This is a genomic window from Streptomyces sp. NPDC055025 (genome assembly GCF_053608565.1).
This window is the reverse complement of the sequence record NZ_JBSGVS010000017.1, coordinates 31,734-45,772: the sequence shown is the minus strand read 5'-3', so window position 1 is coordinate 45,772 and position 14,039 is coordinate 31,734. Positions and strand designations below refer to the sequence as shown.

Below are 14,039 nucleotides of genomic sequence, written 5' to 3'. Positions count from 1 at the left end.
CATGGGAGTCAAAGATGCCCGAGAACAGCCCGGAGGCAGGCGCCACGCCGGCCGTCCCGACCCCCGCCGAAGCGGTAGCCGCAGGGCAGATTCCCGCCCGGGCGCCCCAGCCGGCCCCTCCGACGTCGCCCACCCAGGCGGTTGACGGCAAGGCCGAAGTGACGGACTGGGAGTCCGAGGCGACCAAGTGGAAGGCCCTGGCCCGCCAGCACGAGAACAAGCACCTGGGTGCGCTCGGCTTCAAGTCCAAGGACGAGATCGAGCAGCTCCGAACCTCCGCCAAGAAGTACCAGGAGGTCGAGGACGCCCAGAAGACGGAGATCCAGAAAGCCACCGAGCGGGCGCAGACCTACGAGCAGAAGCTCGCCGACATGCAGGCCACGAACGCCCGCCTGCTGGCCGCGGCCTCGCACAACATCCCTCCGGAGCTAATCGACCTCCTCGGAACAGGAACAGACGAGGAGATCAACGCCCGAGCCGAGGTGCTCGCCGAGCGACTCAAGCCGGCCGAGCCCGCCCCGGCGCAGCAGCGGCCCGTGGAGTCCCTGACCCCCGGCGCCGCCCCGGCATCCAGTACGGCCGACACCACCCCGGATCAGTGGATCCGGCAACTGGCCGGCCGCAACACCTGACCTAGCACGCAGCATCCGGAATACCCCGCCATGGGTCCGGGCCAGCTGCCCATCCGTAAGGAGATCCCATGGCCACGTACAACCAGCTCATCAGCCGTGACGCCAGCAACGACCCGCTGGTGCCGACCCCCGTGTCGGCGCAGATCATCCAGGAGATGCCGGCGGCTTCGGCGCTCCTCCAGCGGGCCGCGCAGGTGCCGATGTCGACGCGCACGCAGCGGCAGCCGGTCCTCGACGTCATGCCGATCGCGTACTTCGTGGGCGGCGACACCGGTCTCAAGCAGACCTCGGCGCAGGACTGGAAGAACGTCGACCTCATCGTCGAGGAAATCGCGGCGATCGTCCCGATCCCCGAGGCGTACCTCGACGACGCCCAGATGCCCATCTGGGAGCAGGTGCGTCCCCGCCTCGTCGAGGCCATCGGCGCCAAGCTGGATGGTGCGGCCCTCTTCGGGACCGACAAGCCGTCCACGTGGCCCACAGCCGTCTACCAGTCTGCGGTGGCGGCTGGCAACGCCGTCATCTCGGGTGCTGGCGCCGACTTCGCGGTCGACGTGGCCTCGGTCGCCGAGAAGGTTGCGGCGGACGGCTTCGCGGTGAACGGGTTCATGTCCCGGCCCGGCCTCACCTGGAAGCTGAACGGCATCCGCTCCGACCAGGGTGTGCCGATCTACCAGCCGAACCTCCAGGGCACCCCGGGCGGAACCCTGTACGGGTACCCGATGTCCGAGCTGACCAACGGTGCGTGGGACACCTCGGAGGCCGAGCTGCTGATGGGCGACTGGCGGAAGGCCATCGTCGGAATGCGCCAGGACATCAGCTTCAAGATGTTCACCGAGGGTGTCATCTCCGACGACGACGGCAAGGTCATCCTCAACCTCATGCAGCAGGACTCGGTCGCGATGCGGGTCGTGATGCGGGTGGCGTTCGCCACGGCCAACCCGGCGACCCGCCTGAACACCAACTCGGCAACCCGCAGCCCCTTCGGCGTGGTCCAGTCGACCACCGCCGCTTCCTGATCCACGGTCGGCGCGCCGGTTTGCACGGGCCGGCCGCCCCTGCGACAGATCGGAGTTCCTCTTGCGGGTCCTGGCGATGTTTCACGCCTACCCACCGGCCCACAATGCGGGCGCCGAGTGGGCGGCACATAGCCTCCTGAGGGAGCTTGTGGTCCGCGGCCACGAGGTGGATGTCCTTCTGTCGCAACCAGCTTCCTCGTCAGTGCCCTACCAGCTCGACGGGGTGGCCGTTCACCCGTATCGAGGTAAGGCGGATCCTGGGCCGTGGATGCGGGGAGACAGGCGCGCACAGGTGATCGTGACGCACCTGGAGAACACTCCTCGCGCCTCCATTCTCGGGGAGTTGAACCGGATTCCGGTCGCTCACCTGCTGCACAACGCCTACGAGAAATCGAAGACATGGCTGTTCAAGGGCAGCCCGTCCTTGGTCGTGTACAACACGGACTGGATGCGCGCCGACGCTGAAGCGTGGTGGAAAATTCACCGCGGCGACCGGCCCATGCCGTGGGGCATCACAGTCCACCCCCCAGTCGCAGTCGCCGACTACCAAGCGTCCCCGGGCGACCGCATCACCCTGATCAACCTCACCGCGGAGAAGGGCGCCAACACCTTTTACGCGCTTGCCGAGCGAATGCCCCGCCGAAAGTTCCTGGGAGTTGTCGGCGGCTACGGAGAGCAGATCATTCGGGACCTGCCCAACGTAGAGATCGTCCCGCACACGCCGGGAGACCGGATGGCGAAGGACGTGTACGCGCGGACACGGATCCTGCTTGCGCCTTCCTCCTACGAGTCCTACGGCCGGGTGGCAGTTGAGGCCATGTGTTCTGGGATCCCCGTGATTGCTCACCCGACACCGGGTCTCATGGAGTCTCTCGGAGACGCGGGCACGTTCTGCGACCGCGACGACCTGGACGCCTGGGAGTCGGTGATCAAACATCTGACGACGCAGGCCGCCTTCCCGAAAGCGTCAAAGGCGGCGTTAGCGCGCGCGGCGGGCCTCGACCCGTCGGCGGAGCTTGACGTCTGGTGCGCGGCCATGGAGGGGGTGGCGAAACGTGGATCCTCTCGCTGATGTGACAGCTCTGGAAGACCGCATCGGGCGCCCCCTGACATCGCCGGAGGTTGCCCGAGCGCAAGCCCTCCTGGCGGACGCCTCAGCACTGGTGCGGGCATTCACGGGCCAGGACTTCAGCCGCACGGATGGCGAGACGCTCATCGTCCGCTCCCAGCAGGGCGAGATCCGGCTGCCACAGCGGCCAGTACTCGCCGTGACATCGGTTGTCGCCGTTGGCGCTGGCGGAGCCCCCGACCTGCCCGTCGTCGGCTGGCGTTGGGACGGCCTGGACATTGTCCGAACGTCCTCAGACAGTCCGGTTATCAACCTTCCTGAGCTGTGGTACGAAGACGACCTCGACGCCTACCCGGGCACGTACCGGGTGGTCTACAGCCACGGCACCGACAGCGTGCCGTCCAACGTGATAGCGGTTGTGGCCGCCATGGCTTTGCGGACGCTGACGGCACCGTCCTTGGCCGGCGGGGTGACGGGTGAGTCGATCGGTCCATACAGCTACCGTACAGATGGGTCCAGCATCGGGACCGCCGTGGTGCTGGGCGAGGGCGACCGCCGGATCCTGGCGCGCTACCGGCGAACGTCGGGCATGTCGATGGTCAGGTTCCAGTGACCGCGCCCCTGCGGGTAGTCGCCCGAGTCCACGCCATGCCTCCGCAGCACAACGCGGGCGCCGAGCACATGCTGGTTGCGATGCTCCGACCGCTGGTGGAGCGTGGCCACGATGTGTCGGTGTGGCTGTCCCGCTTCGAGCGAGGCGTGAAGGAGTACGAGTACGACGGGGTCCGCGTCGTACCACTCGGCGCGCGCCTGGACTTCGCGTCGGCTGTGCGCCACTCATCTATCACCTTGTCCCACCTGGAGAACGTCCCGCCAACCGCAGCGCTTGCCCGCGGGTACGGGAAACCGCTCGGGGTGATCTGCCACAACACGTTTCCGGAGACCTTCCGCAACGTAGCGGCCGGCGCAACCGCTCTGGCCGTCTACAACAGCGAATGGATGCGGACCGCAGCGGACATTCACTTCGTCGACCACCCAGAAGGCGTCCGGCCCTCCAGGTCGCTGGTTGTCCGCCCGCCTGTGACTGCCGCAGAGTACGCCACCAAGAAGCGCGGGGACCGCATCACCCTGATCAACCACAGCAAAGCCAAGGGCGGCGAAGTTCTGCGCCGGCTGGCTGAGCGGATGCCTGACACGCGGTTCCTTGCGGTGACGGGCGGCTACGACGAACAGGTCCCGTTGGATGACCTGCCCAACGTTGAGACCGTGCCCCACATGGACGGACACAGCATGAGGGACAAGGTGTATGCGCGCACCCGGATCCTCCTCATGCCCTCCGCCTACGAGTCGTGGGGTCGGGCCGGCGTTGAGGCCCTCGCGAGCAGCATCCCTGTCGTTGCTCATCCGACGCCAGGGTTGTGCGAGTCCCTCGGCGACGGCGGGATCTTTGTCGAACGCGCCGACATCGACGGCTACGAAGCAGTCCTCCGCAAGCTTGAAAATCGCTCGGAGTACGCCTTGGCGTCGAAGAGAGCGAAGGCCCGAAGCGCCGAACTCGATCCGGGCGCGGATTTGGCCGCTTGGTGCGACGCCGTGGAGGAGGTGGCCAATGCGGGTTCTTCCCGAGGGTGACACCGTCACAATCGTGCGCCCCGGCGCTTCCACCGAGGACAACTACGGCAACGATGTTCCCGGTCCGCCCGACGAGATCGTCGTGCACGGCTGCGCGCTGGAGCCGAGGGACGGAACCGGCGCGGGCGCCAACGAAATCGTCGACGCGCGCGACACCGTTTTGGCCGGGGTGAACCTGTACGCACCCTACGGGACGGACATTCGCCCCACAGATAGGGTGCGCATCGGCAATGTCCTGTACGACGTCTATGGGCAGCCGGGTGGGTTCCGATCGCCCTTCACTGGGTCGACGGGACCGGTCGTCGCAGCCCTGATTGTCGTCACGGGCTGACAGGCCGAGCCCGCTCGACAGCTGCGACCAGTGCCGCAGCTGCCTTGTTGGCGCTGCGCCGGATGGACAGGCTGTGCGGGTCCGAGTGCGGTGGCCGCCCGCCGGTGAGCAGGCTCTTGGACTCTGCGGCTGGCGCGCTGCCAGGCAGAACGAACTGCACATACCCGTGGAAGAGGCGGGTCCCCGGCTTGAGCCGGGTGCCTGTGACATCGGCCGCGCGTATGCGGAACTCCCGCGCCTGTTGCCCCACGTCCTTCTTCGTGATGGTGATCCATTCGCCGTCGAACTTGATGGATCCCAGTACGCCCTTGGCTTCCATGCCGCCCCCTGTTATGCGAGTCGAGGAGGCGGATCCTAATGGCAGCACGCTTTCGTGGGTCACACAAAGGCATCGGACAGCTCCTTCGTTCGCCGATGATCCAGGCAGAGATGGTCCGCCGCGCAGGCAAGATCAAGGCCGTTGCGGAATCGGCTGCGCCGGTCGGGACGCCTCCCGGCGATCCTCATCCAGGTCTCTACAAGGGGTCGATCATGGTGACCTCCACAGCGCATGGCGGACGGAAACGCGATCGCGCGACCGCGACAGTCACGAACCGCGCCTACTACGCCCGTTGGGTCGAGTACGGGTCGGAGAAGGTAGTCGGCCGACACGTCATGCTGCGCGCCGCTCAGACGGGTGGTCGGAACTGATGGCCGACGTTGGCAGTGTCGACGTGGAGATTGCCCTCGTCGCCTGGTTCAAGTCGACCCTGTCCGTGCGAACTCTGACCGACCTACCCGCCGCCCTCGTCGAAAAACTCCCCGTTCTCCAGATCCAACGGGTTGGCGGGGATGACGACGGGCTCCGCCTGGATCGGGCCCTGATCGACCTCAACGGATATGCAGCAACCCGCCTGGCCGCCTCGGAGCTGATGGCCCTGGCGCGCGGGGCGCTTCTGACCCAACTGCCGGGGACCGTGACGGAAACGGCTGTGTTCGGGCGAGTCCGCACAGTCTCGGCGCCTTCGTGGCGCCCCTACGAAAATCCGAACCTGCGCCGTCTTGGCGCCACCTACGAGCTGTTTTTCCACCCGGTCTCCTGACCGGTCGGGCCCGCGCCGTGCCCTTTCCCGCCCGTGCGCGGGCTTTTCCATGTCTGGAGACATCATGGTCAACATCACCCGCGCCGCGGATCTCACGATGGTCGGTGCGAACGGAGGGGCCTGGGTGGCTCCGGTGGGGACGCCTGCGCTGGCGTCTCCGCTGGATCAGCCGGGGGATCCGTGGGCCGCCCTGGGCGCGATCTCTGACGACGGACTCGTCAACGGCTGGGACGAGGAGTCTCAGGCATTCACGCCGTGGGGACTCACCAGCCCGTTCCGCACCCAGATCACTCAGTCGGTGCGCACGTTCTCCGCGACGATGTGGGAGACCTCCCGCACAGCGGTCATGAGTCTCCACTACCGGCTGGACGAGGCGGATCTGGAGCCGGACGTCGACGGTCTCACGAAGTTCGCGGAGACCGCGTCACCCGTGCCGGACCGGCGTGCGTTCTGGTTTCTGGTTGTCGACGGCGACAACTACCGCGGCTTCTATGTGCCGCAGGGCGAAATCAGCGAGAGGTCTGACGTCACGTACAAGCAGGACGAGATCTCGGGCTTCGAGTGGACGATCACGACGTACCCGGACGAGGCCGGTAACACCGTGTACCACGTCGACAAGCTGCCGCTCACGCCGGCCGATCCGCTCTCCTGAACCGGATGGGTGGGTCACATCTGCTGGCGCGGGCCCGGCCCGCCCATCCTTCACTCCCCTTGCCCGCGCCACGATTGAGGAGGCCCGCGCCGATGGCTGCGACCAGCCGCAAAACCAGCAGTACCCCCCGCAAGACCGCCGCCCGCACGCCACGCGAACTGGCCCCATCCGTGCACGAGCCGCTTGCTGATGGCGAGCTCGACGCTGCCGAGGCCCAGGAGGCGGAGGCCACTGGCACGTACATCACCGTCGCGCTCTGCGGTGAAGGCCTGCGCGTCATCCCTGCCGGGGCATGGCCTGTGTCTGCTCAGAGAATCCTCCGGCAGGGGGACTTCGACGGCTTCATGGAGGCGGTGCTCCACGAAGAGGACTACGAACTCTACGAGGAGATTGACCCGACTCTCGACGAGATCAACCTCTTCATCGAGGACGCAGGAAATCTCTCTGGCGAGCCCCAGGGAAAATCGCGTGGACCCGCCAGGTCGTCAAGGCGCACGCGGAGGCGCTAGAGGGCGATCTCGCCTGGTACTACCCGCGAGACGCGGATCAGATCGACGCCTACTGGCGGGGCGAGATGACAGTCCGCCGTCTGCGCGTGCTCATCGAGCGGTTGCCTCCGGAGTCCGCGACGATGACAGCGCTGCGTAACGCGATGACGGCGGAAGAGCACGAGCAGCTCGCCCGGAAGGGCGAGCCCGAAAAGGGCCGCTGGTCGCAGATCGAGCAGCTGCTGGCAGGAATCTCGGACGGGCTGCGGGATCTCCAGTACATCACCGTGGTGGCCAACTCGGACGGCAAGGGGCGTAAGCCGAAGCGGCCGGAGCCGATGCGACGTCCGGGTGTGGGTACATCGAAGGCCCGTGAGGCGCTGACAGATGAGCATGCCAACTTCCTCTTCAACATGATCAATGGCGGCGGCGCGTCCTGACGCGCACGGGAGGAGGCTCCCGTGGCAATCACCGTCGGCAGTGTCGAGGTCGATGTCATCCCCAACACCAGGGGGATCTATCAGCAACTGCGTACTGGACTCGTCCCCGCCGCCACCCGCGCGGGCGAGGACGCGGGCAATGCTGCCGGGCGGTCATTTGGGCCCGCGATGGCTGGCGCCGTCGGCGACACCGTCGCCGCCCGGATCGGCCAGCAGCTCGGCGAGCAGATCGCTCTGCGTATCACCGCCTCCATCCGCGACGCGATGCGGGACGGCATCACGCAGGGCGGCCGGACGGCTCGCCCCGCAGCAACTCGGCAGGGCGACGAAACGGCGGGCGCATTCTCGCGCGCGCTGCGCGCCCGCCTGCAGGCAGCATTCCGGTCCCTGCCCGAGATCCAGATAGGCGCCGACACCTCCGAGGCGGACGCGGACCTACAGGCTCTTCGTGTCCGCATGGAGACGCTGGCGGGCCAGCGAATCGGTATCGACATTGACGCCGGCGCGGCCCGCGCGGAAATCCGGCTCATCGAGGCTGAACTCACTCGTTTGGGTGCCAAGCACCCGAACGTGCAGGTCCGGGCTGACACGGCCACCGCTCTTGCGGAGCTCGCGGCGGTCCACGCGGCGATTGACGCCGTCGATGGCAAACGAGCAAGGGTTGATGTCGATACGTCGGGTGCTGTGGGGGCGATCCTGCACCTCACGGTTGCCATCGGTGGACTCGCCGCGATCCCTGCGATCCCGGTTCTCGCTGCAGGAATTGGCGCTATCGGATCTGCTGCCGTTGCCGCCGGGGTCGGCGTGGGTGCACTGGCTGCTGTAGCGGCGCCCGCGATCATCAGCATTGGCGGGGCCCTCCAGGCGCAGAAGGCTGCACAGGATGCGGTCGCCGACTCGACTCTGCGCGGCGCCCAGGCCGCTTCTCAGGGCGCATCGCGTGCTCTGCAGATGGCTGGCGCGCAGCAGGCCCTTGCCGTGGCGGAGCGGAACGGCGCTCGACAGATCGCGCAGGCTCAGCAGCAGGTGCGGCAGGCGAAGACCGCTGCCGCGGATGCGATTGTGCAGGCGGCTCAGCGGAATGCCCAGGCAGCTCGGGCGATTGAGGACGCCGAGCGGTCCCTGGCCCGCTCTCAGGAGGATGCCCGCCGCGCCCAGCAGGATCTGACGGACGCTCGCCGTGCGGCCGCCCGAGAGCTTGAGGATCTCAACACCCAGTTGAGTGGGGCGCAGCTGTCGCAGCGGGACGCGGCGCTCGGGGTGCAGGAGGCCGAGGCAGAGCTGAACCGCGTCCGCGCTGCGGGCAGGAAGGCTTCGACGCTGGACGTCGACCGGGCGCAGCTTGCCTACGACCAGGCCGTGCAACGTCTGAAGGAACAGACCACTGAGACGGGTCGCCTGAAGGCGGAGACCACAGAGGCGAGTCGGGCCGGCGTCGAAGGGTCGGACACCGTCCGCTCGGCTCAGGAGCGCCTTGCTCAGGCACAGGAGCAGGTTCAGGATCGCACCCGGGCGATGCGGGACGCGCAGGTCGACGCGGCACGCACGCAGGTGGAGACTGCCCGGCAGGTCGAGCAGGCACAGGAACGTGTCGGTGAGGCCACGGCGAATGTCGCGCAGGCGCAGCAGTCCGCGGCGGAGGCTGTGGCAAGTGCCCAGCGTCAGATAACTTCCGCGTCGCTGTCGGCGGCCGGGGGCGTGGATCAGGCTGCCGTAGCGCAGGCCAAGTATCGGGCCGAGCTGGCGAAGTTGACCCCATCCGCACGAGGTACGTTCAACGCGTTCGTTGCGCTGCGGGGCGCGTTCAAGGCGTGGTCAGAGTCGCTCCAGCCCGCTGTGATGCCGATTTTCACGCGCGCGCTGAACGGGCTGAAGAACAGTCTGCCGGGGCTGACTCCGTTCGTGCTGGCGGCGGCGGATGCGATAGGGAGGTTGCAGGACAAGGCGACGCGCGGCTTCAAGAGTCCGTGGTGGCAGTCATTCCGCACGGACCTCGCCAGGTCGGTGACGCCTGCCGTCGTGGGCCTCGGCGTCGCCTTCGGGAATGTCTTCAAAACCATCGGCGGCGTTGTCGACGCGTTCCTCCCGCACATGGATTCCATCAGTCAGCGGATGCAGGAGATCACTGGCCGGTGGGCCACGTGGGCTACCGGCTTGAAGGGTAGTCCTGCATTCGAACGGTTCCTGAGCTACTCGGCGCAGATGGGGCCGGTGCTGGCCGCAGCGCTTGGCGACATCTCCAGCGGCCTTTACCAGGTGTCGCATTCGCTGGCTCCACTATCGGGGCCGGCCCTTCAAATTCTCGGTGCACTTGGTCGAGGGATCGCGTCCGTTGCAGAGACGCTGCCGTGGCTGGTCCAGTTGCTTTACTCGGTCTGGATCGCCACCAAGCTGTGGACGCTTTCCATGATCGCCTTCAACTTGGTGATGGCCGCCAACCCGATCACCTTGATCGCGATCGGGGTCGTCGCGCTGGTCGCGGCGGTTGTCTACGCGTACAAGCGTTTCGACTGGTTCCGGGCGCTTGTGCAGACTGTCTGGTCGGCAATTCAGACCGCCGCCTCGTGGGCGTGGAACAACGTTCTGAAGCCAGTCTTCACCGGTATATGGACGGCTCTTCAGACGGTGGGCCGGTGGGCGGTCTGGCTGTGGCAGTCGGTCCTCAGCCCGGTGTTCGGGTTTATCGGCACCGCCGCGTCGGTGCTACTAACGGCGATCGTCGTGATCGCACTGTTGCCGATCATCGCCGTAGTCAAGCTGCTGGGCGCCGTGGCAATGTGGCTGTGGGACAAGGCAATCGGACCCGCCTTCCGGGCAATCGGTGCCGCCGCGATGTGGCTATGGAAGAGCGCCTTCTCGCCCGTCTTCGGCTGGATTGGCGGCGGGGCGAAGTGGCTGTGGAACAGCGGCATCAAGCCCTGGTTCGCTGCGCTCAAAACCGACATCCGGGCAGTTGGAACGGCAGCAAGGTGGGTATGGGACAAGGTTCTCAATCCGGTGTTCGGCTGGATCGGCGATAAGGGGCGCTGGCTTTGGGAGAAGGCGCTGAAGCCCGCATTCGACCAGGTCAAGAAGGGCGTCAAGGCGGTCGGCGACAGCTTCAACTCGGCAAAGGACTTCATCGGTAAGGCCTGGTCGAAGGTTCAGGACATCGCGAAGAAGCCGGTCCGTTTCATCATTGACAAGATCTACAACGCGGGGATCGTCCCGACCTGGAATTTGGTGGCTGCGGCGTTCGGGGCGCCAAAGATCAAGAAAATGAAGACGGAAGGCTGGGCGACAGGAGGTGTTCTGCCCGGCTATACCCCGGGGAAGGATGTCCACAAGTTCTACTCGCCCACCGGCGGAGGCCTGGAACTGTCGGGCGGCGAGGCCATCATGCGGCCCGAGTTCACTCGCGCGGTGGGCCCTGGTTTCGTGAAAGCCATCAACCGCATCGCCTCGGCCAGAGGTTCGTCCGGCGTGCAGGCTGCGCTCGCCCCGGCGCTGGGGGGCAACCCGCCTGCCACTCCGTCGCAGAGGTTTGCCGACGGCGGAATTTTCAACTGGATCGGGAAGACCGCTGCGGGTATCGGCTCGGCAGCGTGGGACGGCGTGAAGAAGAGCGCATCCTGGCTGACAGACGGACTGGAGAGATCGGCCCGCGCCGGCGTCAAGTATGTCGTGGATCCGCTGCTGAAGAACTTCCCCGGGGCATCAACGGATTTCGGACAGATGATCCGGAGAATTCCGACGAAGATCCTCGACAGCATTTTCGGGTACAGCAAGTCCGCCGACAAGAAGGGCGCGGGAGGGGTAGGCGGCCCCCGGATTCAGGCGGCACTGCGATGGGCACGCACACAGAACGGGCTGCCCTACCAGTGGGGCGGCAACGGCAACCCGAGCTGGGACTGCTCAGGCCTGGTCAGCGCAATCGAATCGAAGATCCGAGGGCAGAAGCCCCACCGCCGCTGGGCGACCGGCGCCTTCAGCGGCCGGACCGCACCTCCCGGCTGGGTCCTCAATGGCAAGAGCCCCTTCCAGATCGGCATCACGAACGCGGGTGTCGGCCACACCGCCGGCACCCTTGGCGGCGTCAATGTCGAGTCCCGCGGTGGCGACGGCGTGGTGATCGGAAAGGGGGCACGCGGCTGGAACGACAAGCTATTCACCAGCCACTACGGTTTCCAGCCCGGCAAGTACGACGACGGCGGCTACCTGCCCGAGGGTCTCTCCGCAGTCTTCAACGGAACCGGCCGACCTGAACCGGTATTCACCACCGCCCAGGCAAACGCGCTGACATCCATCGCGGCAGGTAGCGGCGGTGGAGCAGGGTCGGGGGAGATGACCGGCACGCTCGTCCTGGATTCCGGAGAGCTCATGGGCACCTTCACCGGCGTCATCCGGCAGGAGAACGCCCAGGTGCTGGCGGCCCTGCGGGCACGTCCGAACGGGAGGTGACATGGCGATTCCCGGAAACTTCCTCTCGGCGACAACGGAGACGGTGGATCCGAACACCTCCGGCTGGCTGGCCAAAACAAACTGCGCAATCAGCCTCGGTACGGGCGGACGGAACGGCGACGGATGCCTGAAGCTGACATCAACGGCCTCGGGTGAGATGCAGGCTCGCACCTACTCGTCATATGCAGTCGTTCCGGGCGTCACGTATGCCGCGTTCGCCGACGCCTCCGGGGCGACGGTTCCGGAACGTATCGGTATCCGCTGGCTCAACCCGTTCAGCGTGGAGGTTGGTGTCACCTGGGGGCTGACCACCTCCTCGGCGTCCGCGACATGGCATCGCATCAGCGTGGGCGGAGTCGCCCCAGCGTTCGCTACGCGCGCCCAGGTATTGGTGTCCGCCAGCCCTGTCGTGGGCGGGGTGACCAACTATTTCGAGAACGTATATTTCGGCTGGCCACAGCGCTTCGCCGGAAACCTGCTCAGTTTCAATGCCGAACAGGCCGAGATCGACACCAGCAGCTGGGCCGCCGAGACCAACAGCACCATGAGCCGCACGGTGCCGATGGTCCAGTGGCCGGTCAACTGGTACTACTCGGGCGGCGAGATGGCCACCCTCACGGTCACCGCCAACGGCAACGCGTCCGCCCTGTGTACCGAGCGGGCCCCAGTGACACCCGGTACGGAATACCTGGCGTTTGGCTACCTGATGCCGCCCACTTCAGGCTCGGCCTGCTGGGTTGAGCTGCGCTTCTATGATGCGGGCGGCTCCCAGCTGTCCGCATCGCGCAGCACACTCGCCGCCCCCGGAACTGGTACCTACCGGCAGATTGCGTCCGCGGTCGCCCCTCCGGCTGCGGCAACCGCCTCTATGGCGTTCGGTATAACGTCGGGCACGGCCGGACAGGTCATGCGGGCTGACGGCCTCGTCCTCAAGGTCCGCACGGCGACCACAACGGGCTCGGCGCCGGTCGATAACGGCGTACTGTTCACGGACTCGGCGTTCGAGCAGGGCGTCGGGCAGTGGACTGTGCCAGCGGGAGCCGCGACGATTGCCCGCTCCACCCCTTGGGGTGCCCAGCCGTGGGCCGACGGGTACAGCCTCACCGTCACCAGCTCCACTGCGACCGCCAGCACTGTGCGGTCCGGTAAGTATCCGGTGACGGAGCTGCTGAACTGGAAACCGGACTTCGTTCTGAAGCGGACGGCCGGCGGATGGACCGTCGGTATCGCCATGCGCTTCTATGATGCTGCGGACGCGCTGATATCGACTGTGACCAGCCCGGCCGTCGCACTGCCCTCGGACGGCCTGTGGTACCGAGTCGATGGGGACATGGCGGCGCCCGCCGGTGCGGTCACCGGCCAGATCGACATCCTCCTCACGGCCACCACGACCTCGTCCACCGTGCAGGTGGACGATGTGCGCCTGCGGCAGGCACTCCCTGCTACAGAGGTCACGGGCTCCGACGAGACTGCCAGTATTCGGCTGATCGTCAGGGCTATCGAGACAACGCGGCTGACGACGGTGTACCGCGTTCTACCTGACGGATCGAAATCCCTCCTGCGAGGCAGGGGCGGCCTGATAGACCGGCTCGCAATCACTGATTCGACGATCAGCGTCGAGGACTACGAGGCGCCGCTCGGTATCCCCGTCGTCTACCGGATCGAGCACTACAGCACCACCACAGGTCTCCTGACGGGCTGGAGAGTCACCAATCCGGTCACCCTCGCCCCAGGCAACCCGAACTGGGCCTGGCTCAAGGACGTGGCACGGCCGCAACTCAACCTGCGGCTCCTCATCAGGGAGGCGCCCGAGTGGAGCCAGCCGATCGAGCAGAACATCATGCGGATCCGGGGCCGGCAAAACGCCCTGGTCCTGTCCGGTGACCGGTCGGGCCGCGAGGGTTCACTCATCCTGTGGACGCAGTCCGACACGGAACGGGAGGCGCTGCGGCTCCTGCTGTCCGCCGGCAGCCCGCTTCTCTGGCAGACAGCCCCAGGCATGGGCGAGACGGACATGTACGTCTCGGCGGGAGGATCGGCGTTCCCTCGGGTCACCACCTATGCGCCGGAACCGTGGCGGGAGTGGACGCTGCCGCTCACAGAGATCGACCGACCGTTGACCGGGATTGCCGGCTCAGCCACATGGACAGTGCAGGACGTCCTGATCGAGAACCCCAGCGTCCTGTCGCTGCTGTCTCGCTACAACACAGTGCTCGACCTGGCCCTCGACCAGCGCATGGCGTAGGAGGGGGAG

Annotated in this window: 14 protein-coding genes; 13 read left to right on the top strand and 1 reads right to left on the bottom strand. The window is 66.7% G+C overall.

Annotated elements, in window-relative coordinates:
• The first annotated feature begins 14 nt into the window (after positions 1 to 14).
• From ACWGDX_RS13090 to ACWGDX_RS13065, 6 genes are all read left to right on the top strand, one after another.
• Positions 15 to 632, top strand: coding sequence for a hypothetical protein (locus ACWGDX_RS13090; protein WP_453625040.1), 618 nt, complete (start codon positions 15 to 17; stop codon positions 630 to 632).
• Positions 633 to 700: 68 nt separating this feature from the next.
• Positions 701 to 1,651 (top strand): phage major capsid protein, encoded by a 951-nt coding sequence (locus tag ACWGDX_RS13085; protein ID WP_453625038.1) that lies wholly within the window; start codon positions 701 to 703, stop codon positions 1,649 to 1,651.
• Between the two features lie 298 nt (positions 1,652 to 1,949).
• Positions 1,950 to 2,723, top strand: a complete 774-nt coding sequence (locus tag ACWGDX_RS13080) for a glycosyltransferase family 4 protein (RefSeq protein ID WP_453625036.1) — start codon at positions 1,950 to 1,952, stop codon at positions 2,721 to 2,723.
• Position 2,724: 1 nt separating this feature from the next.
• Complete coding sequence (locus tag ACWGDX_RS13075; RefSeq protein ID WP_453625034.1) at positions 2,725 to 3,333, top strand: hypothetical protein; 609 nt, start codon at positions 2,725 to 2,727, stop codon at positions 3,331 to 3,333.
• Between the two features lie 80 nt (positions 3,334 to 3,413).
• The gene (locus ACWGDX_RS13070; RefSeq protein WP_453625032.1) at positions 3,414 to 4,352 is read left to right on the top strand and encodes a glycosyltransferase family 4 protein; all 939 of its coding nucleotides are present in this window, start codon (positions 3,414 to 3,416) and stop codon (positions 4,350 to 4,352) included.
• On the top strand, positions 4,330 to 4,683 hold the full coding sequence (locus tag ACWGDX_RS13065; RefSeq protein WP_453625031.1) for a hypothetical protein: 354 nt from the start codon (positions 4,330 to 4,332) through the stop codon (positions 4,681 to 4,683). Before ACWGDX_RS13070 ends, ACWGDX_RS13065 begins: the two co-directional genes overlap by 23 nt.
• Here the strand turns inward: ACWGDX_RS13065 and ACWGDX_RS13060 are convergent.
• Positions 4,673 to 5,002: a DUF4429 domain-containing protein gene (locus ACWGDX_RS13060; RefSeq protein ID WP_453625029.1), complete on the bottom strand. Its 330-nt coding sequence runs from the start codon at positions 5,000 to 5,002 to the stop codon at positions 4,673 to 4,675. The genes ACWGDX_RS13065 and ACWGDX_RS13060 overlap by 11 nt on opposite strands.
• A gap of 38 nt (positions 5,003 to 5,040) precedes the next feature.
• Here ACWGDX_RS13060 and ACWGDX_RS13055 point away from each other — a divergent pair, with 38 nt between their 5' ends.
• From ACWGDX_RS13055 to ACWGDX_RS13025, 7 genes are all read left to right on the top strand, one after another.
• Positions 5,041 to 5,373, top strand: coding sequence for an HK97 gp10 family phage protein (locus ACWGDX_RS13055; RefSeq protein ID WP_453625027.1), 333 nt, complete (start codon positions 5,041 to 5,043; stop codon positions 5,371 to 5,373).
• Positions 5,373 to 5,765 (top strand): phage tail termination protein, encoded by a 393-nt coding sequence (locus tag ACWGDX_RS13050; RefSeq protein ID WP_453625025.1) that lies wholly within the window; start codon positions 5,373 to 5,375, stop codon positions 5,763 to 5,765. The genes ACWGDX_RS13055 and ACWGDX_RS13050 overlap by 1 nt, the downstream gene beginning before the upstream one ends.
• 64 nt (positions 5,766 to 5,829) lie before the next feature.
• Positions 5,830 to 6,417, top strand: coding sequence for a phage tail tube protein (locus ACWGDX_RS13045; RefSeq protein WP_453625023.1), 588 nt, complete (start codon positions 5,830 to 5,832; stop codon positions 6,415 to 6,417).
• Between the two features lie 92 nt (positions 6,418 to 6,509).
• Positions 6,510 to 6,926: a hypothetical protein gene (locus tag ACWGDX_RS13040; RefSeq protein WP_453625021.1), complete on the top strand. Its 417-nt coding sequence runs from the start codon at positions 6,510 to 6,512 to the stop codon at positions 6,924 to 6,926.
• A 65-nt stretch (positions 6,927 to 6,991) separates the two neighbouring features.
• Positions 6,992 to 7,345, top strand: coding sequence for a hypothetical protein (locus ACWGDX_RS13035; RefSeq protein ID WP_453625019.1), 354 nt, complete (start codon positions 6,992 to 6,994; stop codon positions 7,343 to 7,345).
• A gap of 21 nt (positions 7,346 to 7,366) precedes the next feature.
• On the top strand, positions 7,367 to 11,785 hold the full coding sequence (locus ACWGDX_RS13030) for a hypothetical protein (RefSeq protein WP_453625017.1): 4,419 nt from the start codon (positions 7,367 to 7,369) through the stop codon (positions 11,783 to 11,785).
• Position 11,786: 1 nt separating this feature from the next.
• Complete coding sequence (locus ACWGDX_RS13025) at positions 11,787 to 14,030, top strand: hypothetical protein (protein ID WP_453625015.1); 2,244 nt, start codon at positions 11,787 to 11,789, stop codon at positions 14,028 to 14,030.
• Positions 14,031 to 14,039: the final 9 nt, after the last annotated feature.

Coding starts and splice junctions, on each gene's coding strand:
- ACWGDX_RS13090 (WP_453625040.1), top strand. CDS start 15: ATGCCCGAGAACAGCCCGGAGGCAGGCGCCACGCCGGCCGTCCCGACC.
- ACWGDX_RS13085 (WP_453625038.1), top strand. CDS start 701: ATGGCCACGTACAACCAGCTCATCAGCCGTGACGCCAGCAACGACCCG.
- ACWGDX_RS13070 (WP_453625032.1), top strand. CDS start 3,414: ATGCTCCGACCGCTGGTGGAGCGTGGCCACGATGTGTCGGTGTGGCTG.
- ACWGDX_RS13065 (WP_453625031.1), top strand. CDS start 4,330: ATGCGGGTTCTTCCCGAGGGTGACACCGTCACAATCGTGCGCCCCGGC.
- ACWGDX_RS13060 (WP_453625029.1), bottom strand. CDS start 5,002: ATGGAAGCCAAGGGCGTACTGGGATCCATCAAGTTCGACGGCGAATGG.
- ACWGDX_RS13055 (WP_453625027.1), top strand. CDS start 5,041: ATGGCAGCACGCTTTCGTGGGTCACACAAAGGCATCGGACAGCTCCTT.
- ACWGDX_RS13050 (WP_453625025.1), top strand. CDS start 5,373: ATGGCCGACGTTGGCAGTGTCGACGTGGAGATTGCCCTCGTCGCCTGG.
- ACWGDX_RS13045 (WP_453625023.1), top strand. CDS start 5,830: ATGGTCAACATCACCCGCGCCGCGGATCTCACGATGGTCGGTGCGAAC.
- ACWGDX_RS13040 (WP_453625021.1), top strand. CDS start 6,510: ATGGCTGCGACCAGCCGCAAAACCAGCAGTACCCCCCGCAAGACCGCC.
- ACWGDX_RS13035 (WP_453625019.1), top strand. CDS start 6,992: ATGACAGTCCGCCGTCTGCGCGTGCTCATCGAGCGGTTGCCTCCGGAG.
- ACWGDX_RS13025 (WP_453625015.1), top strand. CDS start 11,787: ATGGCGATTCCCGGAAACTTCCTCTCGGCGACAACGGAGACGGTGGAT.